24 protein-coding genes are annotated in these 24,354 nt (G+C 68.7%); 7 read left to right on the top strand and 17 right to left on the bottom strand.

The window, feature by feature from the left end; translation table 11 throughout:
- The first annotated feature begins 4 nt into the window (after positions 1-4).
- Positions 5-1,282 carry a dipeptidase gene (locus DVW87_RS03350; protein WP_114686328.1) on the top strand — a complete coding sequence of 426 codons (1,278 nt, stop codon included), beginning with the start codon at positions 5-7 and terminating at the stop codon, positions 1,280-1,282.
- 1 nt (position 1,283) lies between these two features.
- Here the strand turns inward: DVW87_RS03350 and DVW87_RS03345 are convergent, their stop codons facing one another.
- The 4 genes from DVW87_RS03345 to DVW87_RS03330 form a co-directional block, all read right to left on the bottom strand.
- Positions 1,284-2,315, bottom strand: a complete 1,032-nt coding sequence (locus tag DVW87_RS03345; RefSeq protein WP_114686327.1) for a winged helix-turn-helix domain-containing protein — start codon at positions 2,313-2,315, stop codon at positions 1,284-1,286.
- Positions 2,316-2,325: 10 nt separating this feature from the next.
- Positions 2,326-2,847: a pantetheine-phosphate adenylyltransferase gene (gene coaD, locus DVW87_RS03340; RefSeq protein ID WP_114686326.1), complete on the bottom strand. Its 522-nt coding sequence runs from the start codon at positions 2,845-2,847 to the stop codon at positions 2,326-2,328.
- 100 nt (positions 2,848-2,947) lie between these two features.
- Entirely contained in the window at positions 2,948-3,847 is a 900-nt protein-coding gene (locus DVW87_RS03335) for a polyprenyl synthetase family protein (RefSeq protein WP_181814703.1), read from the bottom strand.
- A 5-nt stretch (positions 3,848-3,852) separates the two neighbouring features.
- A complete protein-coding gene (locus DVW87_RS03330; protein WP_114686324.1) occupies positions 3,853-4,092 on the bottom strand; it encodes an exodeoxyribonuclease VII small subunit in 240 nt (79 codons plus the stop codon).
- A 96-nt stretch (positions 4,093-4,188) separates the two neighbouring features.
- On the opposite strand from DVW87_RS03330, the gene DVW87_RS03325 reads away from it, so the two are divergent.
- The gene (locus DVW87_RS03325) at positions 4,189-5,577 is read left to right on the top strand and encodes an NAD-dependent succinate-semialdehyde dehydrogenase (protein ID WP_114686323.1); all 1,389 of its coding nucleotides are present in this window, start codon (positions 4,189-4,191) and stop codon (positions 5,575-5,577) included.
- A 150-nt stretch (positions 5,578-5,727) separates the two neighbouring features.
- Here DVW87_RS03325 and DVW87_RS03320 read toward each other — a convergent pair whose 3' ends face one another.
- The 5 genes from DVW87_RS03320 to DVW87_RS03300 all read right to left on the bottom strand — a co-directional run bounded on the left by DVW87_RS03320 (position 5,728) and on the right by DVW87_RS03300 (position 11,434).
- A complete protein-coding gene (locus DVW87_RS03320; protein WP_239017733.1) occupies positions 5,728-7,416 on the bottom strand; it encodes a long-chain-fatty-acid--CoA ligase in 1,689 nt (562 codons plus the stop codon).
- Positions 7,417-7,462: 46 nt separating this feature from the next.
- Positions 7,463-8,224: an ABC transporter permease gene (locus DVW87_RS03315; RefSeq protein WP_114686321.1), complete on the bottom strand. Its 762-nt coding sequence runs from the start codon at positions 8,222-8,224 to the stop codon at positions 7,463-7,465.
- Positions 8,221-9,162 carry an ABC transporter ATP-binding protein gene (locus DVW87_RS03310; RefSeq protein ID WP_114686320.1) on the bottom strand — a complete coding sequence of 314 codons (942 nt, stop codon included), beginning with the start codon at positions 9,160-9,162 and terminating at the stop codon, positions 8,221-8,223. Before DVW87_RS03310 ends, DVW87_RS03315 begins: the two co-directional genes overlap by 4 nt.
- Positions 9,163-9,359: 197 nt before the next feature.
- The gene (locus DVW87_RS03305) at positions 9,360-10,082 is read right to left on the bottom strand and encodes a DsbA family protein (protein WP_114686319.1); all 723 of its coding nucleotides are present in this window, start codon (positions 10,080-10,082) and stop codon (positions 9,360-9,362) included.
- Positions 10,079-11,434, bottom strand: coding sequence for a M48 family metalloprotease (locus DVW87_RS03300; protein WP_114686318.1), 1,356 nt, complete (start codon positions 11,432-11,434; stop codon positions 10,079-10,081). Before DVW87_RS03300 ends, DVW87_RS03305 begins: the two co-directional genes overlap by 4 nt.
- 143 nt (positions 11,435-11,577) lie before the next feature.
- Here DVW87_RS03300 and DVW87_RS03295 point away from each other — a divergent pair, with 143 nt between their 5' ends.
- From DVW87_RS03295 to DVW87_RS03285, 3 genes are all read left to right on the top strand, one after another.
- Positions 11,578-12,873 (top strand): YihY/virulence factor BrkB family protein, encoded by a 1,296-nt coding sequence (locus DVW87_RS03295; RefSeq protein ID WP_114686317.1) that lies wholly within the window; start codon positions 11,578-11,580, stop codon positions 12,871-12,873.
- Positions 12,874-12,916: 43 nt separating this feature from the next.
- A complete protein-coding gene (locus DVW87_RS03290) occupies positions 12,917-13,528 on the top strand; it encodes a 5'-methylthioadenosine/S-adenosylhomocysteine nucleosidase (protein ID WP_114686316.1) in 612 nt (203 codons plus the stop codon).
- A gap of 134 nt (positions 13,529-13,662) precedes the next feature.
- Positions 13,663-15,258: an isocitrate lyase gene (locus DVW87_RS03285; protein WP_114686315.1), complete on the top strand. Its 1,596-nt coding sequence runs from the start codon at positions 13,663-13,665 to the stop codon at positions 15,256-15,258.
- A gap of 380 nt (positions 15,259-15,638) precedes the next feature.
- On the opposite strand, the gene DVW87_RS03280 is transcribed toward DVW87_RS03285, so the two are convergent.
- The 3 genes from DVW87_RS03280 to ychF all read right to left on the bottom strand — a co-directional run bounded on the left by DVW87_RS03280 (position 15,639) and on the right by ychF (position 19,130).
- The gene (locus DVW87_RS03280) at positions 15,639-16,088 is read right to left on the bottom strand and encodes a MaoC family dehydratase (RefSeq protein WP_114686314.1); all 450 of its coding nucleotides are present in this window, start codon (positions 16,086-16,088) and stop codon (positions 15,639-15,641) included.
- Between the two features lie 11 nt (positions 16,089-16,099).
- The gene (locus DVW87_RS03275; protein ID WP_114686313.1) at positions 16,100-17,374 is read right to left on the bottom strand and encodes an alkaline phosphatase family protein; all 1,275 of its coding nucleotides are present in this window, start codon (positions 17,372-17,374) and stop codon (positions 16,100-16,102) included.
- Between the two features lie 655 nt (positions 17,375-18,029).
- Positions 18,030-19,130 carry a redox-regulated ATPase YchF gene (gene ychF, locus DVW87_RS03270; protein WP_114686312.1) on the bottom strand — a complete coding sequence of 367 codons (1,101 nt, stop codon included), beginning with the start codon at positions 19,128-19,130 and terminating at the stop codon, positions 18,030-18,032.
- Positions 19,131-19,283: 153 nt separating this feature from the next.
- Between ychF and DVW87_RS17990 the strand changes: the two genes are divergently transcribed.
- Positions 19,284-19,439 (top strand): hypothetical protein, encoded by a 156-nt coding sequence (locus DVW87_RS17990; RefSeq protein ID WP_181814702.1) that lies wholly within the window; start codon positions 19,284-19,286, stop codon positions 19,437-19,439.
- A 36-nt stretch (positions 19,440-19,475) separates the two neighbouring features.
- Entirely contained in the window at positions 19,476-19,634 is a 159-nt protein-coding gene (locus DVW87_RS17985) for a hypothetical protein (RefSeq protein WP_181814701.1), read from the top strand.
- On the opposite strand, the gene DVW87_RS03260 is transcribed toward DVW87_RS17985, so the two are convergent.
- The 5 genes from DVW87_RS03260 to DVW87_RS03240 all read right to left on the bottom strand — a co-directional run bounded on the left by DVW87_RS03260 (position 19,625) and on the right by DVW87_RS03240 (position 24,304).
- On the bottom strand, positions 19,625-20,203 hold the full coding sequence (locus DVW87_RS03260) for a TIGR02466 family protein (protein WP_114686310.1): 579 nt from the start codon (positions 20,201-20,203) through the stop codon (positions 19,625-19,627). The genes DVW87_RS17985 and DVW87_RS03260 overlap by 10 nt on opposite strands.
- 971 nt (positions 20,204-21,174) lie before the next feature.
- Complete coding sequence (gene pth, locus DVW87_RS03255) at positions 21,175-21,744, bottom strand: aminoacyl-tRNA hydrolase (protein ID WP_114686309.1); 570 nt, start codon at positions 21,742-21,744, stop codon at positions 21,175-21,177.
- 168 nt (positions 21,745-21,912) lie between these two features.
- Complete coding sequence (locus DVW87_RS03250) at positions 21,913-22,527, bottom strand: 50S ribosomal protein L25/general stress protein Ctc (protein WP_114686308.1); 615 nt, start codon at positions 22,525-22,527, stop codon at positions 21,913-21,915.
- Positions 22,528-22,677: 150 nt separating this feature from the next.
- Positions 22,678-23,493 carry an aldo/keto reductase gene (locus tag DVW87_RS03245; protein ID WP_114686307.1) on the bottom strand — a complete coding sequence of 272 codons (816 nt, stop codon included), beginning with the start codon at positions 23,491-23,493 and terminating at the stop codon, positions 22,678-22,680.
- Positions 23,494-23,518: 25 nt separating this feature from the next.
- On the bottom strand, positions 23,519-24,304 hold the full coding sequence (locus tag DVW87_RS03240; RefSeq protein ID WP_181814700.1) for a TraB/GumN family protein: 786 nt from the start codon (positions 24,302-24,304) through the stop codon (positions 23,519-23,521).
- Between the last annotated feature and the right edge of the window lie 50 nt (positions 24,305-24,354).

The raw sequence follows: 24,354 nt of genomic DNA, 5'->3' as shown, positions 1-24,354 counted from the left end.
CGCCATGCGCCTTTCCCTCCTCGTCGCTCTCGCCCCGCTGCTTCTCGGCGCGGCGGACCCGTCGCCCTACGCCGCGCGGATCGCGCGCATCCTGAAGACCACGCCGCTGATCGACGGGCATAACGACTGGGCGGAGCGGCAAGGAGAGAATGCGGGGGACCGGCGCTGGACGCTCGACCTCCAGCGGCTCGATCCGAAGCTGTACAACACGGACATTGCCCGGCTGCGCGCCGGGCAGATGGGCGGGCAGTTCTGGTCCGTCTGGGTGCCCGCGACGCTGCCCGGACCGGAGCAGGTCCGCGCGACCATCGAGCAGATCTCGCTGATGCACCGCATCTTCGCGCGCTACCCGGACACGTTCGAGCCGGCGGTCACGGCCGCGGACGTGCGGCGCATCCACAAGGCCGGGCGCATCGCGTCGCTGCTGGGCGTGGAGGGCGGAGGACAGATCGACGGCAGTTTCGCGGTGCTGCGCGCGTACCGCAAGCTCGGCGCTTCCTATCTGACGCTCACTCATTCGAAGACGATCGCCTGGGCGGATTCGGCGACCGACGATCCCAAACACGATGGCCTGACGACGTTCGGCGAAGCGGTGGTATTAGAGTTGAATCGCCTCGGCATGCTGGTCGATCTCAGCCATGTCAGCGAGCCGACGATGGTGGACGCGCTGCGCGTCTCCAAGGCGCCGGTGATCTTCTCGCATTCCTCCGCCAAGGCGGTGTGCGACCATGTGCGCAACGTCTCCGACGAGGTGCTGCGGCTGGTGGCGAGGAATGGCGGCGTGGTGATGGTGAACTATGCGCCGAGCTACGTCTCCAACGCCCGGCGGCTGTGGGAGGCGGACCGCAATGCGGAGAAGGGCCGCTATTACGCGCCCCCTTATGGCGGGCTGTATATCGGCCAGCCGGACAAGGCCAGGGCGGCGCTGGCCGCGTGGGAGGCGGCGCATCCACGGCCGGTCGTGACGCTGGCGATGGTCGCCGATCATATCGACCATATCGCGAAGGTCGCGGGCGTGGACCATGTCGGCATCGGCGGGGACATGGACGGGACCGGCGGCGACCTGCCGGAGGGGCTGGACGGGGTGGACACCTATTCCGCGCTGCTGGCCGAGCTGATGAAGCGCGGCTGGAGCGATGCCGACATCGCCAAACTTGCGGGCGGCAACGTGCTGCGCGCAATGGCGGCGGCGGAAAAGGTGGCGGCCGGGATGAAGCAGGTGCCGGCGGCCACGGGCACGATCGAGGGGATCGACGGAACAGGCCCTTCGCCGCGGACCTGAGCTATTCCTGCGCGGGCGAGCCTCGCGTCACATAGGCGAGCCCCGCCGCGATGCAGGTGGCGAACAGGGCGCCTTCCAGCGCGGCGGTGACGAGCTGGCTTGCCGCGCCGAAGCTGATCTCGCCGAACAGCCGCCCGACGCCGTCCAGCCGCAGGCGCGAGCCGGGGAAATGTGCCGACAGCAGCGCCAGGCTGCCCGCCATCAGCCGGCCGCCGGTGAGCGGGACGGCGAGGCCGGACGCCGCGCCTGCCAGGGCGGCGAGAGGAAGCGTGCGACGGAGCCGTCCCCGTCGGGCAAGCCAGGCGCCGACACCCGCTCCGGCGCCGAGCACCGCTCCCTCCGGACCGCCGGTGATCCCGGCCGGCGCGGCGCCGAACAGCAGGTTGAACGCATCGAGGCCGAGCAGCTTCACCGTGCCGCCCACGACCAGTCCGCCCACCGCGCCGCCGAGCAGCGCCTGCCACCAGCGCGCCTGCGGGTAGCCGGCAAGGACCAGCCCTGCGGTGACCCCCGCGCCGCCGATCAGCGCCATCAGCACGGTGAGGCAGAGGACGACCAGCAGGGCCGACGCCGCCCCCGCGCCGGGCACCGCGGCTGCCGCGATGCCGTAGAGCAATCCTCCGATCACGCCCGCGCCGCCCGCGCCCAGCGTCCCCCCGCTGGCCAGCAGCAGGCGGCTGTCGCGGGCAGGCGGGGCCGCCGGAACGCCGGACGCGGGCTCATCGCGGCAGACCGGGGCGATGAAGCGATAGCCGTGCTTGGGCACCGTTTCGATGAAGCGCGGCCGCGCCGCATCGTCGCCCAGCGCGCGCCGCAACGTGCGGATGCACTGCGTCAGCGCCTCGTCGGTGACCGGCACGCCGCGCCAGACCTCGGCAAGGAAGCGATCCTTGGTGACGAGCTGCCCGGCCTCGCGCACGAGCAGGACGAGCGCATCGAGGTAGCGGGCGTTGAGTTCGACGGGCGCGCCGTCGCGGGTCAGGCGCCGGTTGTCCTCGTCCAGCGTGAGGTTGTCGAAGCGGAAGCGGGCCACCGCCGGCGGCTCAGCCGTCGTTCCGGGGGCTGCCCTTGCGGCCGATCGCCGCCACCCGTGCCGTCACCTCGTCGCGCACCGCGGGCGTGACGAAGCGGTCGATCGGGCCGCCGTACAGCGCGATTTCCTTCACCAGCTTGCTGGCGATCGGTTGCAGCGACACGTCGGCCATCAGGAACACGGTTTCGACCCGCGGATTGATCTGCTGGTTCATGCCGGCCATCTGATATTCGTATTCGAAATCGGCGACCGCGCGCAGGCCGCGGACGATCATGCGCGCACCCTGCGCCTCGGCGAAGTCCATCAGCAGCGAGTCGAACGCGACGACGCGGATCGCCCCGCCGATCGCCGCCACCTCGCGCTCCACCATCGCGATCCGCTCCTCCACGGAGAACATCGGCGACTTGGAGGCATTGGTGGTGACGCCGACGACCAGCTCGTCGACGAGCTTCGCGCCGCGACGGATGATGTCGACATGGCCGAGGGTGATCGGATCGAACGTGCCGGGGTAGACGCCGATGCGGGGGGTCATGCTGACCCTCCATCGTCACCCCGGACTTGTTCCGGGGTCCACTGCGCCGCGGAACGGTGGATGCCGGAACAAGGCCGGCATGACGGGTCGTGGCTGAAAATCACCGGTCCCTCTCCAGAACGAAACGGGCGATCTCGCGGAGCAGGTCCGCTTCCGGGCCGAAGGCGTGGAGGTGGGCGATCGATTGCTCGACCAGCATCCGCGCCTGTTCGCGGGCGCGGTAGAGGCCGAGGAGGGACAGGAAGGTTTCCTTGCCGGCATCGCCGTCCTTGCCGAGCTTCTTGCCGACGGTTTCCTCGTCGCCCTCAACGTCCAGGATGTCGTCGGCGATCTGGAAGGCGAGGCCGATATCGCGGGCATAGCCGCGCAGGCTCGTGCGCGCTTCCGGGCCGGCATGGCCGAGGATCGCGCCGGCCTCCACCGAGAAGGCGATCAGCGCGCCGGTCTTGAGCGCCTGCAGCCGGGTGACGGTGGCGAGGTCAAAGCGGGTCGTTTCGGCGACGAGATCCATCATCTGCCCGCCGGCCATGCCCGCGGCGCCCGACGCGCGGGCCAGCTCCACCACCAGTTCGGCGCGGACCAGCGGATCGGCATGCGCGGTCGCTTCGCCGAGGATCTCGAAGGCGAGCGCGTGGAGGCTGTCGCCGGCCAGGATCGCGGTCGCCTCGTCAAAGGCCTTGTGCACGGTGGGCTTGCCGCGGCGGGTGTCGTCGTCGTCCATCGCCGGCAGGTCGTCATGGATCAGCGAATAGACGTGGATGCACTCGATCGCGGTCGCCACCGCCGCGGTGCAGTCGCGGTTGACGCGGAACATGTCGGCCACCGCGAACACCAGCAGCGGGCGCAGGCGCTTGCCGCCGCCGATCGCGGCATGGCGCATCGCCTGGTACAGGCGCGCGCGCGCATCGTCCGGCACGGCGAGCAGCGCGTCGAAGCGGCGATCGATCTCCGCGCCGACCTCGGCCAGCGCCTGGTGGAGCGACAGGGCGGCGGGCGCCACGGGGCTCAGCCGGCCTGGAACGGAACGGTGCCGGCGGGCCGGCCCTCGCTGTCGAGCCGGATCGCCTCGATCCGCGCCTGCGCCGCATTCAGCCGCTCGTCGCAGCGCCGCCGCAGCCGGTCGCCGCGCTCGTAAAGGCCGATGGCCTCGTCCAGCTTGGCATCGCCGCTTTCCAGCCGGGAGACGATCGTCTCCAGCTCCTTGAGTGCTTCCTCAAACGTCAGCTCTTCGATCGGCCGTTCCATCCCCATGCTATGGGGCAGCGGGGCAACGGGGGTCAACCCGATGAAGGGGATATGCGAAAGGCCCCGCGCGTTGGGCGGGAAACGAGGAGTGTTCCCATGTTCACCACCATCAACCCCGCCACCGGCGAGGCCGCCGGCACCTATCCCGAACTGTCCGCCGAGGAGATCGAGGCGAAGCTCGCACGGGCGGCGGCGACGTTTCGCGCGTGGCGCGTGACCGGCCTTGCCGAGCGGACGGCCTTGCTGGAGCGGATCGCCGACCGGTTCGAGGCGGACAAGCAGCGGCTGGCGGAAATCGCCACGCGGGAGATGGGCAAGACGCTGAAGTCCGCGGTGGCGGAGGTGGAGAAATGCGCCGCCGCCTTCCGCCACTATGCGGAGGCGGGACCCGCGATGCTGGAAGACCGCACCTTCGCGGTCTCCACCGGCACGGCGACCGCGCGGTGGCTGCCGATGGGGCCGGTGCTGGCGATCATGCCGTGGAACTTCCCCTATTGGCAGGTGGTGCGCTTTGCCGCGCCGACGATCATGGCGGGCAATGTCGGCCTGCTGAAACATGCCTCCTCGGTACAGGGCGTGGCGGCGGCGCTGGAGGAGACGATGCTGGCGGCGGGCGCGCCCGAGGGCCTGTTCCAGAACCTGGCGATCCGATCGGACAAGGTGGATGCGCTGATCGCCGACGACCGGATCGTCGCGGTGACGCTGACCGGATCGGAAGGGGCGGGGATCAAGGTGGCGGAGGCGGCGGGTCGCGCGCTGAAGAAGGTGGTGCTGGAGCTGGGCGGATCGGACCCGTTCATCGTCATGCCCTCCGCCGACCTGGACGCGGCGGTCAAGGCGGCGGTGACCGCGCGGGTGCAGAACACCGGCCAGTCGTGCATCTGCGCCAAGCGGATGATCGTCCATGCCGATGTGTACGACGCCTTCCTAGAGAAGTTCTCGGCCGGGATGCAGGCGGTGAAGGCCGGCGACCCGATGGACGAGGGCACCGACATGGGGCCGCTGTCCAGCGAGGAGCAGCGCGAGACGGTGCTGGGCCAGCTCGACATGATCCGGCGCGAGGGCGGGCGGCTGCTGTTCGGCGGCGAGGCGCTGCCCGGTGCGGGCGCCTTCATGTCGGCCGGCATCCTGGTCGACGTGCCGGTGGAGCATGCGGTCGCGAAGGAAGAGCTGTTCGGGCCGGTCGCCATGGTGTTCCGCGCCGGGGATGTGGACGAGGCGGTCCGGCTGGCCAACGACGTGCCGTTCGGGCTCGGCTCCTCGGTGTGGACGAACGACGCCGCCGAGCAGGAGCGGTTCGTGCGCGATGTGGAGGCGGGGATGACCGCGGTGAACCAGATGCTGTCCAGCGCACCCGAAGCGCCGTTCGGCGGGGTGAAGCGGTCCGGCCATGGGCGCGAGCTGGGGCCGTACGGGCTGCACGAATTCATGAACCTGAAGACGGTGGTGCGCGAGGGCGGCACCGGCGAGACGCAGGTGGAGTGAGCTGTCGTCCCTCTCCCCTTGTGGGAGAGGGAAGGGCCCGCTCGCGCCCGCGAGTGGGAAGGGTGAGGGGAAGGCACGAGCCTCCCGTCCCCTCACCCTTCCGCGACTTCGTCGCTCCCTCCCTCTCCCACAAGGGGAGAGGGGTTTGGGTCAGCCTTCGGCCATCACCTCGGTCACCAGGTCCTTGCGGCTGAGCTTGCCGATCATCGTCTTGGGCAGGCTGTCGCGGATCACCACCTGGTCGACGCGCTCGTGCCGGCCGAGCTGCGGGTTCAGCCATTCGCGCAGGGTGGCGCCGTCCGCCAGTTCGCTGTCGTTGAGCGTGACAAAGGCGCGCGGCTGCTCGCCGCGATACGGATCGGGCATGCCGATCACCAGACACTCCTTCACCGCCGGGTGCTTGTAGAGGAGCGCCTCGAGCTGGCTGGGGAACACCTTGAAGCCGGAGACGGTGATCATGTCCTTCAGGCGATCGACGATGCGGACATAGCCGTCCGCGTCGATCGTGCCGACATCGCCGGTGCGCAGCCAGCGGCGGCCTTCGGCATCGTCCACGAACACCTCGGCATCGGCATCCGGGCGCCTCCAATAGCCGCGCATGATCTGCGGACCGTTGGCGACGATCTCGCCGGGCTCGCCGGCGGGAGCGGGCTGGGAGGGATCGCCCTTGTCGACCAGGCGCAGCTCGGTGCCGGGGATCGGCTGGCCGATCGTGCCGGCGCGGTTCTCGCCTTCATAGGGGTTGGCGGTGAGCACGCCGGAGCTTTCCGACAGGCCATAGCCCTCGATCAGGCGCGCGCCCGTCACCGACTGGAAGCGCTTGGCGAGCTCGGCGGGCAGCGGCGCGCCGCCCGAGATGCAGACACGCAGCGAGGAGAAATCCGTCTTGGCGATCTTCGGATGGTCGAGCAGCGCCTGGTACATGGTCGGCACGCCGGGCAGCGAGGTCGTCCTGGTGCGGGTGATCGCGTCCAGCGCCTGGCCGGCGTCGAAGCGCGGCAGCATCACGATCGTGCCACCGTTCACCACCGTGCGGTTGAGCACGCAGGTGTTGGCGAAGACGTGGAAGAAGGGCAGCACGCCCAGGATGCGGTCGTCCGCCTCGGTATGCGGATCGATCCCCTCCACCTGCCGGGCGTTGGCGGCGAGGTTCTGGTGGGTGAGCATGGCGCCCTTGGGCGTGCCGGTGGTGCCGCCGGTATACTGGATCAGTGCGACGTCGTTCGCCGCATCGATCTTCGGCGTGGGGCAGGCGCCCTTGTTGGCGATGAGCTGCGAAAAGGCGGTGATGCGCGGGTCGGCGGGGCGGGGCGCCTCGTCCTTGCGCTTGAACAGGCGGTAGAGGATCGACTTGGTGGCGGGCAGCGCGCCGGCCACGGAGCCGACCACCAGCCGCTCCAGCGCGCTGTCCTCCAGCACCTTGAGCGCGGTGGGCAGCAGGGCGCGGGCGGACAGGGTGAAGAGCAGGCGGGTGCCCGAATCCTCCACCTGATGGGCAAGCTCGGCCGGCGTGTAGAGCGGCGAGAAGTTCACCACCGTCGCGCCAAGCTTGAGGATGCCATAATAAGCCGCGACGTAATGGGGCACGTTGGGCAGGAACAGGCCAATCCGGTCGCCGGGGCCATAGCCCATCTGCGCCAGCCCGCAGGCGACGCGGTTGGCGCCGTCCAGCGTCTCGGCATAGCTGTAATGCCGGCCCATGAAATCGAGCAGCGGCGCCTGCCCCTTCGCGGCGGCGGAGCGTTCGAACAGCTCCACCATCGAGACGGGAGGAAAAGCCGTCTCCCACGGCGTTGGATGGCGATACCCGGTGGTCCAGGCTTCTGTGGCCTCGTTCATTGACACGAGTGTAAGCAGCGGCGCGAGGGCACGCAAGCCTCGCCGGTCAGTTCTTCAGGCGCCAGCCGGTGCGGAAGATCACCATTACAATGCCGAGACACAGCAGCAGGAACGCGAGCGTCACCGCAAGGCTGATCGCGACCGGCACATCGCCGGTGCCGAAGAAGCTCCAGCGGAACACGCTGACGAGATAGACCACCGGGTTGAACAGGGTAACGGTGCGCCACGGCTCCGGCAGCATGTCGATCGAGTAGAACACCCCGCCCAGAAAGGTGAGGGGCGTCACGATCAGCGTCGGCACGAAGTTCAGCTGCTCGAAATTCTTCGCCCAGACCCCGATGATGAAGCCGAACAGGGAAAAGGCCAGGCTGGTGAGGATCAGAAAGCCGAGCATCGCCAGCGGATGATCGACGCGCACGTCCACGAAGGCCGTGGCGGTGGCGAGGATGACGAGGCCGATCGCCACCGACTTGGTGGTCGCCGCGCCGACATAGCCGAGCACCATCTCGAACGCGGAGATCGGCGCGGACAGGAGCTCGAACACGGTGCCGGTGAACTTGGGGAAGTAGATGCCGATGGAGGCGTTGGACACGCTCTGCACCAGCAGCGAGGACATGATGAGGCCGGGGACGAGGAAGCTGCCGTAATCGACCCCGCCCACTTCCTGGATCCGGCTGCCCAGCGCGCCGCCGAAGATGATGAAGTTCAGGCTGGTGAGGAGAACCGGGGTGATGAGGCTCTGCCACAGGGTGCGCAGGCCGCGCGCCATCTCGAAGCGGTAGATGGCCCAGACGCCGTGGGTGTTCATGCCGCCTGCTCCCGCTCGTGCACGCCGTCGTGCACGAGGCCGACGAAGATGTCCTCCAGGCTGCTCTTGTGTGTCTCGAGGTCGGTGAAGGCGATCCCGGCCGCCTCCAGCCGGCGCAGCAGGGCCGGAATGCCGGCGCCTTCGTCCTCGGGCCGGAAGACGTAGCGGAGGGTGCGGCCGTCATTCGCCAGCGTCACCCCGTCGAGCCCCGGCGGCACCGCGGAAAGCGGTTCGGCAAGCGCCACGTCCAGCTCGCGCTTGCCGAGCCGTTTCATCAGCTCGCCCTTTTCCTCGACGAGGAGGAGCCTGCCCTTGGCGATCACGCCGACGCGGTCGGCCATCTCCTCGGCTTCCTCGATATAATGGGTGGTGAGGATGATGGTGGTGCCGTTCTCGCGCAGGCGGTGGATCAGGCGCCACATGTCGCGGCGCAGCTCCACATCGACGCCGGCGGTGGGCTCATCGAGGAACAGCACATCGGGCTCGTGGACCAGCGCCTTGGCGATCAGCACGCGGCGCTTCATGCCGCCGGACAGCTCCATGATCTTGGCGTCGCGCTTGTCCCACAGCGACAGGTCGCGCAGCACCTGCTCGATCAGCGCGTCATGCCCTGCGCGTCCGAACAGGCGGCGGCTGAAGCGGCAGGTGGCCAGCACCGTCTCGAACATGTCGACGGACAGCTCCTGCGGCACCAGGCCGATGCGGCGGCGCGCCTGCTTGTACTCGCGCTGCGCATCGAAGCCGGCGACGGTGATGGAGCCGCTGGACGGCGTGACGATGCCGCAGATGATGGAAATGAGCGTCGTCTTGCCCGCGCCGTTCGGCCCGAGCAGCGCGAAGATCTCGCCGCGGCCGATGTCGAGGTCCACCGCATCGAGCGCGGTGTGGCCGGAGGCGTAGGTCTTGCCCACGCCCTTGACGGAAAGAATGGTGTCCATGGATCGGCCCCCGGCGCCGCGGTGTGGCGCGGGGCATAGCTAGGGTCGTGACGGGGGCGGTACAAGGCTTCTGAAATCCTCCCCGGCAAGGGGAGGTGGCGCGCGTAGCGCGTCGGAGGGGGGACACCCTCTCGATGGCGGCACACCCCTCCGTCAGGCCTGCGGCCTGCCACCTCCCCTTGCAGGGGATGATCGGCTCACTTCGTCCGCGCCTCGGCGACCAGTTGCTGGAGCTTGTCCAGCGGGAGCATGGAGGAGACGACCTTGTCGCCGATCACCCAGCTGGGCGTGCCGTTCAGGCCGAGGTCGCGGGCGACCTGTCGGTTGAGGGCGATTTCCTTGTCCGCGCGATCGCCCAGGCGGGCGACGCCTGCGGGGTCGACCCCGGCCTTCGCCGCGGCGGCGCGCATGGTTTCGGGCGAGACCGGCCCGGCATTGTAGAGCGCGTCATGAAACGCCTCGAACTTGCCCTGCTCGGCTGCGGCGAGGCTCAGCCGGGCGGCGTCCACGCTGGACTGCGCGAGGATCGGCCATTCGCGGAACACCACCTTCACGTTCGGGTCGCTGGCGATCAGCTGGCGGACGAGCGGCAGCGAGGCGCGGCAATACCCGCAATTATAGTCGAAATACTCGACCACGGTGACGTCGCCCCTGGGGTTGCCCGCCCAGGCGTTGCCAAAGGGCGTCTGGATCGCCTTGCGGTTCAGGGCGACGGCGCTGCCGGTCTGCTTGTCCTGCAGCCGCTGCATCGCCTCCGGGATCAGTTCCGGATGGGAGAGGACGTAGTCGCGCACCACCGCCTCCATCCGCGCCCGCTCGCCGAGCGGCGCCCCGTGGCGGGAAGTGGTGAACAGATACACGGCGAGGCCGCCGATCAGCAGGCCGGCCAGCGCGGCAAGGGGCAGGGTGAGGCGGCTCATCGCTTGCGCTTATACTTCTTCGGATTGTCGTCCATCTCGTTCTGCGCGGCCATGGCGATGTCCTGCGCGCGGATCCAGTCGCTGGAGCCGGCCGGCAGCCCCGCCATCGCGCCGCGCGCGGACATGCCGGCGGTGCGTACGTCGCCCGTCAGGCTGGCGCGCTCGGCGGTGGCGAGCATCGCGCGGGTGGTGTCGCCGGTCAGCTCATAGGCGGTGCCGAGCTGCACCCAGGCGAAGGGGTTGTCGTCGTCGCGCGTGGTGGCGGTGCGCAGCACCTTGATCGCCTCCGGATAGTGGGTCGCGTCCTCCGTCGCGATCAGCGCGTGGCCGAAGGTGGTGGCGATCAGCGGGTTGCTGCGCGACAGCTCGGTGGCCTCGCGCAAGGGGCGCAGCGCCTCCTGCGGCTTGCCGGCCTCCAGCAGGATCTGGCCCTTGATCTCCAGGAAATAGGGATCGTTCGGCGCGGCCTTGACCAGTGCTTCCGCCTCTGCATCGGCCTTGTCCGGATACCCGGCCTTGTGCCAGGCATAGGCCCGCGCGTAGCGCGCCGGGATCGTCAGGTTCTCCTCCGGATACTTGTTCAGCGTCTGCTGGTAGGGCGCGACATAGCCCATCAGCTTGGCCCGCACCCGGAAGAACCGCTCGTCCAGCGCCGGATCGCGCGGCTTGTTGAAACTGGGCGAGGCCTGCACGTCGGCCGTCAGGTTCTGGATGCGCTGGCCGGACAGCGGATGGCTCTGCGCGAAGGGATCGATGTTGCCCAGGCCATAGGCATATTCGTCGCTCTGCAGCTTGCGGAAGAAGCTGAGCAGGCCCTTGCCGGTGATGCCGGCCATCTGGAGGTATTTCGCGCCGCTGGCGTCGGCGGTGGTTTCCTGCACGCGGGTGAAGGACAGGAACTTGCCCATCGCCGCGGTCTGCCCGGCGGACAGGATGCCCGCGCCGGCATCGCCCGCGCCCACCGCGATGGCGGCGATGCCCAGCACCATGGACAGGATGGAGATGCCCATGGCGGGGCGCGCGCCATTGTCCATCAGCACGACATGCCCGTCGGCGATATGGCCCAGCTCGTGCGCGATCACGCCCTGCACCTCGTTGGCGTTGTCCGCCGCCTGGAGCAGGCCGGAATGGACGTACACCGTCTGCCCGCCGACCACGAAGGCGTTGATCGAATCGTCGTTGATGAGGACGACCTTGACGTTCGCCGGCGAGAGCCCGGCGGCAACGATGATCGGGCGCGACATGTCGTTGAACAGCGCCTCCGTTTCCGCATCGCGCAGGATCGATTGCGCGGCGGCCGGCTGCGCCAGGAGCAGCACGGAGGCGGCGAACGCGGCGAGGAAACGCTTCATGGGCGACTTATCGGCGGATTCGGGTGCGCGCGCAACGGCATAGGCCGGCGATGACCGTTCCCCGCTGAACCCCCGCTGAAACGACGGGCCGGAACCATGGCGCGCCCGGTTCGCTTGCCCCGCACGTTCAAGAGGGAGCAACGATGGCCGAGGCGGCGCAGGCACGGGAGGAGGCGCGGGAAGCGCGCAGGGCGGGCAGCCCGTGGCAACTCACCTGGCCGGAATGGAAGCAGGTGCTGTGGCGCACCTGGAGCGAGACGGGGCGCGACAATATCGGCCTGATCGCCTCCGGCGTCGGCTTTTACGGCTTTCTGGCGATCGTGCCGATGCTGGGCGCGCTGGTGCTCACATATGGCCTGATCGCGGATCAGGAGACGGTGATCGCCAACGTCCGGCAACTCACCTCCGTGATGCCGGCGGATGCCGCCAGGCTGGTCGGCGAGCAGCTCCTCAACGTCGTCCAGACCTCCGACGACAAGAAGGGCTTCGGCCTTCTGCTGGCGCTCGGCGTGGCGTTGTTCGGCGCGCGCAACGGGGCGGGGGCGATCATCATCGCTCTCAACATCGCCTATGAGGAAGAGGAAAGCCGCGGCATCGTGCAGACCACGCTGCTGGCGCTGGCGATCACCGTCGCCGCGGTGGTCACCCTGCTGCTGGCGATCGGGGCGATCACGGCGCTGAGCTTCCTGGAAGACCTGCTGAAGGGCACGCCGGGGCCGATCGTCGCCATGGGCAAGATCCTGTCCTACCTCGTGCTGCTGATGGTCGGTGCGGCGGGGGCGGCGGCGCTGTACCGCTGGGGGCCGTCGCGGCGGCAGGCGCGCTGGGTGTGGCTGAGCGCGGGATCGGTCTTCACCGCGGTGGTCTGGCTGCTGCTGACCCTCGGGTTCGGCCTCTACGTCTCCTCGTTCGGCAACTACAACGCGACCTATGGCTCGCTGGGCGCGGTGGTGGTGCTGCTGACCTGGCTGTACCTGTCGAGCTATGTGCTGCTGGTCGGCGCCGAGCTGAACGCCGAGCTGGAGCACCAGGTGGCGCAGGATACCACGGTGGGCCATGGCCGCCCGCTGGGCGAGCGGCGCGCCTATGTGGCGGACCATGTGGCCGGGGGCGACACGCCGGCGACGCCCGCCACCAACGCCCCGGAGGGACTGGGCGGGCAGCCTCCCGCCTCCCGGCAGGCGCCCCCGCCTGTGCCGGCGCAGCCTGCGCTGGGCAAGGAACTGCTGGCGAGCCGCGTGGCCGCACGCGCGACGCGGCTGGTGGACGCGGGCAAGGCAGGGCTGGGCGCGACCGCGGCGGCGACCATCGGCCTGCGGCTGGTGCGCAAGGGCCGGCCGGGCGCCGGCGCGGGGTTGCTGGCCGGCGCGGCGGGGCTCGCCTGGCTGATGCGCGATCGGCCGGCCGAGAACGGCGACGCGGGGACGCCGGAGCGCTGAACAACGGTGGCGCGTGCCGGCAAGGCTGCGCTAGGCGGGCGCGATGAAGACGCCTCCTCCGCTTGAGCTTCGCCATGGCCGCCGCCTGCTGTTCGTGATGGCGTGCGAGCCCGAATACGGCCCGGCGCTGCGGTCCCGCATCCGCCCGGTGATGACCGGGGTGGGGCCGATCGAGGCGGCGCTGACCATGGCCTCGGCGCTCCAGCGGCTGGAGGATGCCGGCACGCTGCCGGACCTGGTCGTCTCGCTCGGCTCGGCGGGATCGCGCCGGTGCACGCTGGGCGAGGTGTATCAGGTATCCACCGTGTGCTGGCGCGACATGGACGCCTCGCGCCTGGGCTTCGAGCGCGGCGTGACGCCGCTGGCCGACCACCCAGTGTGCATCGCGCTGGAAACGCCGCTGCCGGGCGTGCCGACGGCGACGCTCTCCACCGGCGCCAACGTGATCGGCGGGGAGGATTATGCCGCAATCGAGGCGGACATGGTGGACATGGAGACCTTTGCCGTGCTGCGCGCCTGCCAGCGCTTCGGCGTGCCGCTGATGGGATTGCGCGGGATTTCGGACGGGCCGGGCGAGCTGGCCGGCATGGCGGGGTGGGAAGCGCTGCTGCACCATCTGGACGAGCGGCTCGCCGAAGCAGTGGATCAGCTGTAAACAACTTTACAGCTTCACACGCGTTTGTGCCCGTGCGCCGACGTTTGTACCTCGTGGCGTGGCCGATTGCGGGTGGCGGCGGGGCGTTATCCTGTAAGTTTCCTTGCATCACTTCACTGCAAGGAACCGCCTCCGTGACCTATCAGGACATCACCGCCGCGACCGATCAGCTGATCCGCCGCCACAATGGCACCTGGGACGGGATCAGCGCGGAAGCGGTGGCGCGCATGCAGATGCAGAACCGTTTCCGCACCGGGCTCGACATCGCCCGCTACACCGCCGCGATCGTGCGGCGGGACATGGCCTCCTATGACGCCGACTCGGCGGCCTACACCCAGTCGCTCGGTTGCTGGCACGGTTTTATCGGACAGCAGAAAATAATCTCCATCAAAAAGCATTTCGGGACGACCAAGGGCCGATATTTGTACCTGTCCGGTTGGATGGTCGCCGCGCTCCGCTCCGAATTCGGCCCGCTGCCGGACCAGTCGATGCACGAAAAGACGAGCGTCCCCGCCCTGATCGAGGAGCTCTACACCTTCCTCAAGCAGGCCGATGCGCGCGAGCTGAACCTTCTCTTTCGCGATCTCGACAAGGCACGCGAGACGGGCAACGAGATCGAGGCGCAGCGCCTGATCCAGGCGATCGACAACCACGAAACGCATGTGGTGCCGACCATCGCCGACATCGACGCGGGCTTCGGCAATGCCGAGGCGACGTATCTGCTGGCGAAGAAGATGATCGAGGCGGGCGCCTGCGCGCTGCAGATCGAGAACCAGGTGTCCGACGAGAAGCAGTGCGGGCACCAGGACGGCAAGGTGACGGTGCCGCACGAGGACTTCCTCCAGAAGGTCCGCGCGTGCCGCTATGCGTTCCTCGAAATGGGCGTGGAGGACGGAATCATCGTCACCCGCACCGACTCGCTGGGCGCGGGGCTGACCAAGCAGATCGCGGTGTCCAGGGAGCCGGGCGATCTGGGTGACCAGTACAACTCCTATCTCGATTGCGAGGAGATCGATCCGGCAACCGCGCGCAACGGCGACGTGATCCTGAACCGCGACGGCAAGCTGATGCGGCCCAGGCGGCTGCCGTCCAACCTGTTCCAGTTCCGCGAGGGCACGGGCGCGGATCGCTGCGTGATGGATTGCATCGCCAGCCTGCAGAACGGCGCCGACCTGCTATGGATCGAGACGGAGAAGCCGCATATCGAACAGATCGCGAGCATGGTGGACCGCATCCGCGAGGTCGTGCCCAACGCCAAGCTGGTCTACAACAACTCGCCGAGCTTCAACTGGACGCTGAACTTCCGCCAGCAGGTCTTCGATGCATGGGCCGCTGAGGGCCGCGACGTGTCGGCCTATGATCGCGCGCGGCTGATGAGCGTGGATTACGACGAGACCGAGCTGGGGCAGGAAGCGGACGAGCGCATCCGCACGTTCCAGAAGGACGCCAGCGCGCGGGCCGGCATCTTCCACCACCTCATCACGCTGCCGACCTATCACACGGCGGCTTTGTCGACCGACAATCTCGCGCGCGAGTATTTCGGCGAGGCGGGGATGCTCGGCTATGTCGCGGGGGTGCAGCGCAAGGAGATCCGCGAGGGGATCGCGACGGTGAAGCACCAGAACATGTCCGGCAGCGACATCGGCGACGAGCACAAGGAGTATTTCGCGGGCGAGGCGGCGCTGAAGGCGGGCGGCGCACACAACACGATGAACCAGTTCGCGGCTTAGGCACGATGCGCCAAGCCCGAGCGAGAGCTCGGGCGAGGCCCCGGGCATCACGCCCGGCCAGCGGCGCCCCAGCGCAGGCTGAGGACGCGGCTTCGCCGCGGCGAGGGGATAGGAGAGGAGAGCCCGGCGCCACGCAAGCGCCGGGCCTTTTCGCAATTCGTCACCCCGGCGCTGGCCGGGGGTCCACCGTGCGGCCCGCAAGCGGCAGGAGCCTCTTGCGGTTGCGCCGGCGGGGACGTGGATCCCGGCCTGCGCCGGGATGGCGAGGGTGGGGAGGCGGCGTACTCTCTTCTCCTGAAGGCGGCGCACTCTTTCTTGGAGGTGGCGACCGAGTTCCGGCGGCGGTCCCCCGCCCCGTGCGGGGAGGAGCGAAGGGGGCCTCAGTCCGCCGGGCGGGTGCGGATCAGGCCGTTCGACACCATCGACAGCACCGCCACGTCCTCCTGGTTGAATACGGTGAGCCGGCTTTTGGTGATGCCCATTTCCGGGCGGCTCTGCGACACGCGCTTCTCGATCACTTCGCTTTCGCAGCGCAGCGTGTCGCCGGGGTAGACGGGCTTGAGCCAGCGCAGTTCGTCGATGCCCGGGGAGCCGAGGCTGGCGGTCTCGTGCGCCTTCATGTTCTCCACCAGCATCGCCATGGTCATCGCGCAGGTGTGCCAGCCGCTCGCGGCGAGGCGGCCGAAATGGGTGGCGGCGGCGGCCTCGTCGGAGAGATGGAAGGGCTGGGGATCGTATCTGCGGGCGAAGTCGAGCACCTCCTCGCGTGTCACCTCGTAACGGCCGAAGCCGTGGGTGCGGCCGATTTCCAGATCCTCGAAATATTGCATGCCGCCTCTCCTTACCGCGCGATGATGTCCTTGAACGGCGCATCCGTGCCGTCGATGCCGGCCGCGGGCGGCAGGCCGATCAGCCGCCGCAGCAAGGGATAGACATCGACATTGTCGAACTTGGGCGGCGCCTTCGCCCCTGCGCGGAAGGCGGGGCCGTTGGCGAGGAACAGCGCGGTCATCGAGGGCAGGTCGGGATCGTAGGCATGATCGCCATGGTTGGTCGGCGGGGTGGCGACCAGCTCCGCGCCGGGCTCCGCCACGCAGACGAACTGCGGCACGCGGGGGTTATGGCCGTAATGGAAGCGGGCGGGCAGCGCCTCCTTGCGCCAGCATTTCACCAGCGGGTGCGGCTTCAGCAGGCCGGCGGCGACCTCCGCCTCATGGCCGGGCAGCGCGTCGATGCTGGCAAAGGGGCCCCATTGCCCCCAGCGGTAGGAGCCGCGGGGGACGAGGCTGTCGAGCAGCACGGCCCTGGCCGGATCGACCTGTTCCATGCCATGGTCCGACACGACGAGCATGTTGGCCGGCTGGCCCAGCGCGCGCAGGCCGGCGACCAGCGTGCCGACCCAGCTATCGACGTCGCGGATGGCGGCGATCGTCTCGGGCGCGAAGGGGCCGAACTTGTGGCCGGCCTTGTCCACCGCATCCTGGTACATCAGCGTGAAGCGCGGCCGGCTGGCGGCGGGGCGGCGCATCCAGTCGAGCACCGTGCGCACGCGCTTGTCGCCGGTATAGTTCGCATCGTAGCGCATCCAGTCGTCGGGGCGGACGCCGTCATGCCCGGTCTCCGAGCCCGGCCAGAACATCACCCCGGTATGGATGCCGTTCCTTTCCGCGGCGATCCACAGCGGCTCGCTTTCGCCCCACCAGAACGGGTCGAACGCCTGCACCGGATCGCTGTTGGTGAACTTCACGTCCGGGCGGCGCGGATCGTACATCTGGGTGGCGACGATGCCGTTGCGATCCGGGTAGAGGCCGGTGATCATCGCGGTGTGATTGGAAAAGGTGAGCGCGGGAAAGCTCGGCCGCATCGTGCCCTGCACGCCGCCCGCCGCCAGCGCATCGAGGTTGGGCGTGTTGCCGCGGCGCAGGTAATCGGGGCGAAAGCCGTCCAGCGAGACGAGGATGGTGACGGGCGTGCGTCGCTCGGCCGGGGCGACGGTCGCCAGCGCGCCGGTGGCAGCGGGGCCGGGCGCGGTGACCGGGGGCAGGGCGGGCGGCGTATAGGGATAGCCGCAGCCGGCGAGCAGCAGCGCGGCAAGGGCGGGGATCAGGCGACGCATGTTCTTCTCCCGGCGCGACTCCGCGGGGCGCCTTGCCCTGCGCGTTATTGTGGAGCGCGGCGATTGGCAAACGCGGCTCCGCCTGCCGGGCGGCAACGACTGAACCGCCCAAGACCTGCCGTTCGTCCTGAAGAACCACTGAGCGCAAGCGAAATGGTGGTTCCAAGGCACGGCCATCACAAAGCAACCGTGCTTCGAGACACGTCTTCGCTTGCGCTCAGCCGCTCCTCAGCACGAACGGCGATATGGGATGGAAGGCGTCAGCAAACGCTCAACAGCGGACAATGTTGGCATCGTCGCTTTTCTCGGTTGTGGACGTTCGTTCATCCCACCTTTACGATATGCACATGCACTTCGAACGAGCCTATGTTGAGCGAAAGAGCTTATCCGATCTTGAGTTGGAGCGACTTCGTGCGAGCCTCGTCGATCAGGTGCAGCGGTATCAATACGCCATCAGAAACTATCCACCTGATCGTATGGAGAAGCATGGAACGCCGTTTTTGGCCCAGCTTCGACGCAAAGTAGCTGACGTGGACGCCCTCATCGCCTCTCGCTCAAATAGCAGCTAAGCGTCACGCCGAGCCGTTAGCGGACAGTCCGCTTTCCCCCCGGAAGCGGACATCCGGCTACGCTGCCCAGCCGGGCCCCGGTCGCCTCAAACGTTGAAGCGGAAGAGCATCACGTCGCCGTCGTGGACGACATATTCCTTGCCTTCCTGGCGCAGCTTGCCGGCCTCGCGCGCGCCGGTTTCGCCGCCCAGCGCGATGTAATCGTCGAAGGCGATGGTTTCGGCGCGAATGAAGCCGCGTTCGAAATCGGTGTGGATCTCGCCCGCCGCTTGCGGAGCCTTGGCGCCGGCATGGACGGTCCAGGCGCGGGCTTCCTTGGGGCCCACGGTGAAGAAGGTGAGGAGGTGGAGCAGCTTGTAGCCGGCGCGGATCACGCGGGCGAGGCCGGTTTCCTCGAGGCCGAGCTCGGCGAGGAACTCCGCGCGGTCCTCGGCTGGCATGGTGGCGATCTCCGCCTCGATCGCGGCGGAAACGACGACGGCCTCCGCGCCCTCGGCGGCGGCCTTCTCGAACACTCGCGCGGAGTGGGCGTTGCCGTTCGCGGCATTCGCTTCCTCGACGTTGCAGACGTAGAGGACGGGCTTGGCGGTGAGCAGCTGCGCCTGCGCGAAGACGCGGGCTTCCTCCTCGTCCTTCGGCTGGGTGAGGCGCGCGGGCTTGCCGTCGCGCAGCAGCTCCAGCGCCTGGCCGAGCACGGCGGCGGCGATCTTGGCTTCCTTGTCGCCCTGCTGGCCCTTCTTGATGAAGTTGGGGACGCGCTTTTCCAGGCTTTCCAGGTCCGACAGCATCAGCTCGGTTTCCACCGTCTCGGCATCGGCGATGGGATCGACCTTGCCCTCGACATGGGTGACGTCGCCATCCTCGAAGCAGCGCAGCACGTGGACGATCGCGTCCACCTCGCGGATGTTGCCGAGGAACTGGTTGCCGAGCCCCTCGCCCTTCGACGCGCCGCGCACCAGGCCGGCGATGTCGACAAAGGCGAGCTGGGTTTCGATGATCTTCGCGGACTTCGCGACCTCGGCCAGCTTCTGGAGGCGCGGATCGGGCACCCCGACATTGCCGACGTTCGGCTCGATGGTGCAGAACGGATAGTTCGCCGCCTGCGCCGCGGCGGTTTCGGTCAGCGCGTTGAAGAGGGTGGACTTGCCGACGTTCGGCAGGCCCACGATGCCGCATTTGAAGCCCATGGGTGTTCCTGAAGGGATTGGATTTTCACGCTTGCGGATAAGGGCAAGTGCGGCAGGATGCCAGCGCAAAGGGCGAGCGGGGAGGAGCCGAGGCGCCGGGTTCCGGCGGGGCCGGGCGTGGTCGCCTTTGCCGGGCCGCAGGGGGCGGGGTGCGTGCCGATCCTCGGCAACGACGCGTGGGTGGAGCGCGCCTTTCCCCTGCCGGTGCGCACCGTGCCGGCGACAGCGGAGGACCGCCGCAATGGGAAACACGGTTATTTGGCCGTCTTAATCAGTGTCATAGCCGCGCAACTCCAGATCCGTCATTGAAGCGCCAGATCACCAAGCGAGCAGGGGTGCACGGCGATGATCGACCGGGTCGAACAGGATTTCTACCGCCGGCGCGAACAGGAATCGCGCGCCATGGCGGCGCGGGCGCAGGACGAGGGCATTCGCGCCATCCACGAGGAGCTCGCCGCCCGCTACGCGCAGCGACTCGCCTCGCTGGGGCCGGCTCACCGATAGTTGAAGCTGATGCCGATGCGGTCCTCCCGGGCCGCATTGGGCATCACTTCATGGCGCAGCCAGCTTTCCCACAGGAAGATGCTGCCCGGCGCAGGCTCGGCATAGACGAAGGTGTCCGGGCGGCGCGGCGCGGCCATCATCATCGGGAGGCGCGGATCCTCCAGCTTCAGCGCGCCCGAGCCCGGCGGCACGGCGATATAGACGGTGCCGGAGACGACGCTGTGCGGATGGAGGTGGCCCGAATGGGTGCCGCCGGGCTTCAGGACATTGACCCACAGGCTGTCCAGTCGGAGCTTGCGCTCGAGCTGGAACCCGCATTCCTGCGCAAAGGCGGCGACGTGGCGGTTGAGGATCTTCACCAGGTCGGCGATCGCCGGATCGCGCTGCGGCAGGTCGTTGAGCGAGGCGTAAGAGGTGTAGCCGCGATAGCCGTGCGCCTTGGACCAGGCCCGGCCGGCGCGATCCTCCTGCGCGAGCGACAGGCAGGCGTCGAGGAGTTCCTCCACCAGGGCGGCCTCGGTGAGCTGGCCCTCGTAGAAGTGGGTGGCGAAGAGCGTGCGGCTGGGCATCGTGTGTCCGTACCGCGGGGAGGACGGATGCGGAAGGGTGCGCTTTGTTGTTCCCGCCTGTGGAGGGAGCGGGGGCGTCTTGTGGGGCGGTGCGTTGTCCGCCGGTCTGGCGCTGGTCCCGCTTTCGTGGGGCGGGGAGCGGCGGGAGTGATGGAAGGCGGTCGCTTGCGGGGACGCCCCTCCACCAGCCTGCGGCTGGTCCCCCTCGCCGTGGGGCGGAGGATCGGAAATGACGGAGGGTCGTCGCTTGCGGCCCGGCCCCTCCACCAGCCTTTGGCTGGTCCCCCTCCCCGCGGAGCGGGGAGGATAAGTGCGGCGGACGCACGTGTGCGCTGCCTGGAAAACCAAGGGAAAGGGATCGACCGGCGCGTCCTAGCCACGGTTTTGCACCCGGGGCTCGACGACTTTTGAGACACTCGCTACACTACGAAGCGTCGAGACTTCTTGTATCTGCCGGGTATCGGCGACGCCCCCGGTACTCTGCCGCACCGGCTCTGGCATGGAGGGATGGTCTGGCTGCTCTCACCTAGCCACACCGTCCCTCCGGACGTCTTCGAACCTTCCCCGACCCTGATGAACGGACATCCGACTTTAGTCCCGGATGGCTCCGCGCCGGTCGATCGCCAGGCATGGTGCTTGTGACGGCACCACCACCGGCTGCTTTCGTCCAAACCCGCCGCAGGCCCTTACCGCGGTTCTGAACTGCTGCGGCTTATAGCCATATGGGTTCGCGTTGTCAAGGCCCTTGTTCCCCGGCGAAAGGCCGGGGTCCAGTTGGGCGCGGGGGGTCGGGGGGCGCCGTGCTGCAACCTGGGCCTTCGCAACTGGGCCCCGGCCTTCGCCGGGGAACGGGAGAAGGGTGGGTTCACGCGGAGGCGCGCAAGCGCGGAGGTGGAGGGGAAGGGGGTGTCCCGAAGGCGCGATGACGCGCGGAGAAGGGGGACGGGCTGGGGTCGGTACGCGTTGCGGGGTCAGCCTTGCAGCCTGAGCGCCACGTCGTTGACGAAGCGGGTGTCGTCGCCGGCCGCCAGCCAGTGCGCCTCGGCCGCCACGGCGCCGAGCAGGTCGGCGAGCGGGTCCATCTCGGCCTTGGCAAAGTTGCCGAGGACATGGCCGGTGACGCGGTCCTTGTGGCCGGGATGGCCGATGCCCAGGCGGATGCGGCGGAAGGGGTCGCCGAGGTGCTGGATGGCGGAGCGGATGCCGTTATGCCCGGCGGCACCCCCGCCGCGCTTCACGCGGACCTTGAAGGGGGCAAGATCGAGCTCGTCGTAGAAGACGGTGACGTCTTCGGGCGCGAGCTTGAAGAAGCGCACCGCCTCGCCGATCGACCGGCCGGATTCGTTCATGAAGGTGGCGGGCTTCAGCAGCAGGATCTTTCCGCCGCCGATCCGGCCTTCCTGGAGCCAGCCCTGGAACTGCTTCTTTGCGGGTGAGAAATCGTACAGATCGGCGATCGCGTCGACCGCCATGAAGCCGATATTGTGCCGGTGCAGCGCATATTGCGGGCCGGGATTGCCGAGGCCTGTCCAGAGTTGCACGGCTATGTCCTCCCAAACGCAAAAACACCGTTCGTCCTGGGTAGAAACCGGGCCTCGGCGAAGGCCCGTATCGAAGGACACGCCCGCGGCTGTCCTTCGATACGCTACCTCGCTGCGCCCGGCAGCTACTCGGGACGAACGGTGAATTTATACCGTTCGCACGAAGGCTTACGCTTCGCCGCCCTCGGGCGTGGCCGCCTCGTCAGCCGAAACCGGCACGGTCGGCGGAACGATGGTGGCGATGGTGAAGTCGCGATCGGTGACCGACGGCTTGATGCCCTGCGGCAGCGAAACGTCCGAGATGTGGATCGAATCGCCCACTTCGCGGCCGGCCAGCGAGATGCTGAGCTCGGTCGGGATGTCGGCGGCGTCGCACACCAGCTCGACCTCGTGGCGGACGACGTTCAGCACGCCGCCGGCGCGGCTGTAGGGTGCCTGGTCCTCGTCAACGAACACGACGGGCACCGAGACGGTGACCTCGGTATGCTCGCCGATGCGCAGGAAGTCGACGTGCGTCGGGCGATCGGTGACCGGGTGGAAGGCGACGTCCTTCGCCAGCGTGCGGATCTGCTGGCCACCGGCATCGACCATGATGACCGAAGACAGGAAGTGACCGGTGTGGAGCAGGCGGGTGAGCTCCTTTTCCTCGACATGGATCGAGGCGGGGGCCTGCTTGTTGCCGTAGATCACGGCGGGGACGCGGCCTTCACGACGCAGCGAACGGGAGGCTCCCTTGCCAACCTGCTCGCGCGTCTCGGCAGCGAGCGTAAGGATGTCGCTCATCTGTTCATTCTCCGAAACGGGTTTGCTTTCCCGGCCAGGCCTCCAGGGATGACCCTGGCCGGAAGCGAGGGCGCCTAGCGGAACGGGGGCGAAAAGGCAACTGGTGGGTGATGCGTTTCAGACCTGGCCAGGCGCCAACGGGGGTGGCGTTCAGTCCCAGTCGGGAGCGAGTGCGGCGGGGCTGACGATGCGACCTTCGCGCGTGCCCATGGCGGAGATGGCGGCCATGTCCTCGTCGGACAGGTGGAAGTCGAAGATGGCGGCGTTTTCGGCCACGCGGTCCGGATTGGCGGTCTTGCTGAGCGCGATCACGCCCTGCTGCACCACCCAGCGCAGCGCGACCTGCGCGGCGCTCTTGCCGTATTTGTCGCCGATCGCGCAGAGGTTCTCGTCCCTGGGCACGCGGCCGTCGGCCATGACGTAATAAGCGGTGAGCGCCACGCCGAGATCGTCGGCGGTGGACTTCAGCCGGGACTGGTCGAGCCAGGGCTGGAACTCCACCTGATCGGTGGCGATGGTGGCGATGCCGGCTGCCTCGCGCAACTGCGCCGAATTGTAGTTGCTGACGCCGATGGCGCGGGTCTTGCCGGCGGCCTGCACCTGCGCGATCATCGCCACCTGATCGGCGACGGGTACGTCGTGGCCGGGCCAGTGAAGGAGCAGGAGGTCGACCTGATCCAGCCCAAGCTGTTCCAGGCTGCGATCGACCGAGTCCGCGAACACGCCGGCCTTGTAGCTGTCCGGCCAGACCTTGGTGGTGAGGAACAGCTCGTCGCGCGGCACGCCGGCGGACTTCAGCGCGCGGCCGAGCGCGGCTTCGTTCTGGTAGAATTGGGCGGTGTCGAAATGGCGGAAGCCGGCCTCCAGCGCGGCGGGGACGACGCGCTCGACCTCCGCATCGCTCATGCGGAAGACGCCGAAGCCGAGCGCGGGGATGCTGGTGCCGTTGCTGGTGATATGGTCCATGGAGAACTCCGGGGAAGAGGCTGGATCAGGCGACCCGTCGCACCCGAAAGCCTCGCGCGCGCAAGCGTTCCACGAGGCCGGCGACATGCCCTGCGCCCACGGCCACCAGCACGCGGCCGGGCGGGCCCATGCGGCGGGAAAGCCACGCCGCCCAGCGCGCGTCGCGGCGGGTGAGCAATGCGTCGCGCAAGGCGGGCGAGGCGGCGAGTTCCGGCTCCACCGCGGCGGCGATGCGCGCCGGGTTGCCGGCGGACCAGGCGGCGAGTTCGGCGCGGTAGTCGGCGCCGTCGCGGGTGACGCCACGGACCGCGCCGGCGAGCAGCGCGCGCTGCGTCGGTTCGGGCAGGGCATCGAAGATCGCGAATTGCTGGTGATCGGTTTCCAGCGCCTGGCGAGGGCGGCCGGCGAAATCGGCGGCGAGCACGGCCTCCACGCCATGCTCGCGGTCGGCCGCGACCGAGCGGGTGGCAAGCGCGGCGAGGTGCAGCGCGGCGGCCCAGGTCTTCCAGCCGTCCAGGGCATCGGGAGCGAGGTCGGCAGTGGTGAGGGCGCGGGCGAGCGCGGCCGGATCGATGGTGCGGGCTGCGAGGGGTGGCAGGCCGCTCGCCTGGCCGGCGGCGGTGAAGCGGGCCATGGCGCTGTCATCGGCGGTGAAGGGGATTTCAGTGACGAGGGTGTCGGCGCTGTCGATCGCCTGTTTAATCGCGGGGGTGCGCCAGTGCACGTCGGCGGGAAGTAGGTGGATAGTCCCGAGCAGCCATATCACGGTGTCGGCGTCGCGGACTTCGTAGAGCGCGGGGTGGGCCTCCACCGCCGGTTTGCAGGCGGCGAGGAGGAGGGCGGCTATAAGAGCGGTTCCCC

Origin of the sequence: Sphingomonas aracearum (assembly GCF_003345355.1) — a bacterium.
In the GTDB taxonomy this organism is placed as follows: Bacteria; Pseudomonadota; Alphaproteobacteria; order Sphingomonadales; family Sphingomonadaceae; genus Sphingomonas; species Sphingomonas aracearum.
Note: the sequence above shows the minus strand (reverse complement) of the source record. Positions and strands in the feature narration are given on the sequence as shown.

Excerpts from the sequence above, each read along its gene's own strand:
- DVW87_RS03350 (WP_114686328.1), top strand. The coding sequence starts at position 5 with ATGCGCCTTTCCCTCCTCGTCGCTCTCGCCCCGCTGCTTCTCGGCGCG.
- coaD (WP_114686326.1), bottom strand. The coding sequence starts at position 2,847 with ATGACCCCCCGCATCGGCGTCTACCCCGGCACGTTCGATCCGATCACC.
- DVW87_RS03330 (WP_114686324.1), bottom strand. The coding sequence starts at position 4,092 with ATGGAACGGCCGATCGAAGAGCTGACGTTTGAGGAAGCACTCAAGGAG.
- DVW87_RS03325 (WP_114686323.1), top strand. The coding sequence starts at position 4,189 with ATGTTCACCACCATCAACCCCGCCACCGGCGAGGCCGCCGGCACCTAT.
- DVW87_RS03320 (WP_239017733.1), bottom strand. The coding sequence starts at position 7,416 with ATGAACGAGGCCACAGAAGCCTGGACCACCGGGTATCGCCATCCAACG.
- DVW87_RS03315 (WP_114686321.1), bottom strand. The coding sequence starts at position 8,224 with ATGAACACCCACGGCGTCTGGGCCATCTACCGCTTCGAGATGGCGCGC.
- DVW87_RS03310 (WP_114686320.1), bottom strand. The coding sequence starts at position 9,162 with ATGGACACCATTCTTTCCGTCAAGGGCGTGGGCAAGACCTACGCCTCC.
- DVW87_RS03305 (WP_114686319.1), bottom strand. The coding sequence starts at position 10,082 with ATGAGCCGCCTCACCCTGCCCCTTGCCGCGCTGGCCGGCCTGCTGATC.
- DVW87_RS03300 (WP_114686318.1), bottom strand. The coding sequence starts at position 11,434 with ATGAAGCGTTTCCTCGCCGCGTTCGCCGCCTCCGTGCTGCTCCTGGCG.
- DVW87_RS03295 (WP_114686317.1), top strand. The coding sequence starts at position 11,578 with ATGGCCGAGGCGGCGCAGGCACGGGAGGAGGCGCGGGAAGCGCGCAGG.
- DVW87_RS03290 (WP_114686316.1), top strand. The coding sequence starts at position 12,917 with ATGAAGACGCCTCCTCCGCTTGAGCTTCGCCATGGCCGCCGCCTGCTG.
- DVW87_RS03280 (WP_114686314.1), bottom strand. The coding sequence starts at position 16,088 with ATGCAATATTTCGAGGATCTGGAAATCGGCCGCACCCACGGCTTCGGC.
- DVW87_RS03275 (WP_114686313.1), bottom strand. The coding sequence starts at position 17,374 with ATGCGTCGCCTGATCCCCGCCCTTGCCGCGCTGCTGCTCGCCGGCTGC.
- ychF (WP_114686312.1), bottom strand. The coding sequence starts at position 19,130 with ATGGGCTTCAAATGCGGCATCGTGGGCCTGCCGAACGTCGGCAAGTCC.
- DVW87_RS17985 (WP_181814701.1), top strand. The coding sequence starts at position 19,476 with ATGATCGACCGGGTCGAACAGGATTTCTACCGCCGGCGCGAACAGGAA.
- DVW87_RS03260 (WP_114686310.1), bottom strand. The coding sequence starts at position 20,203 with ATGCCCAGCCGCACGCTCTTCGCCACCCACTTCTACGAGGGCCAGCTC.
- DVW87_RS03250 (WP_114686308.1), bottom strand. The coding sequence starts at position 22,527 with ATGAGCGACATCCTTACGCTCGCTGCCGAGACGCGCGAGCAGGTTGGC.
- DVW87_RS03245 (WP_114686307.1), bottom strand. The coding sequence starts at position 23,493 with ATGGACCATATCACCAGCAACGGCACCAGCATCCCCGCGCTCGGCTTC.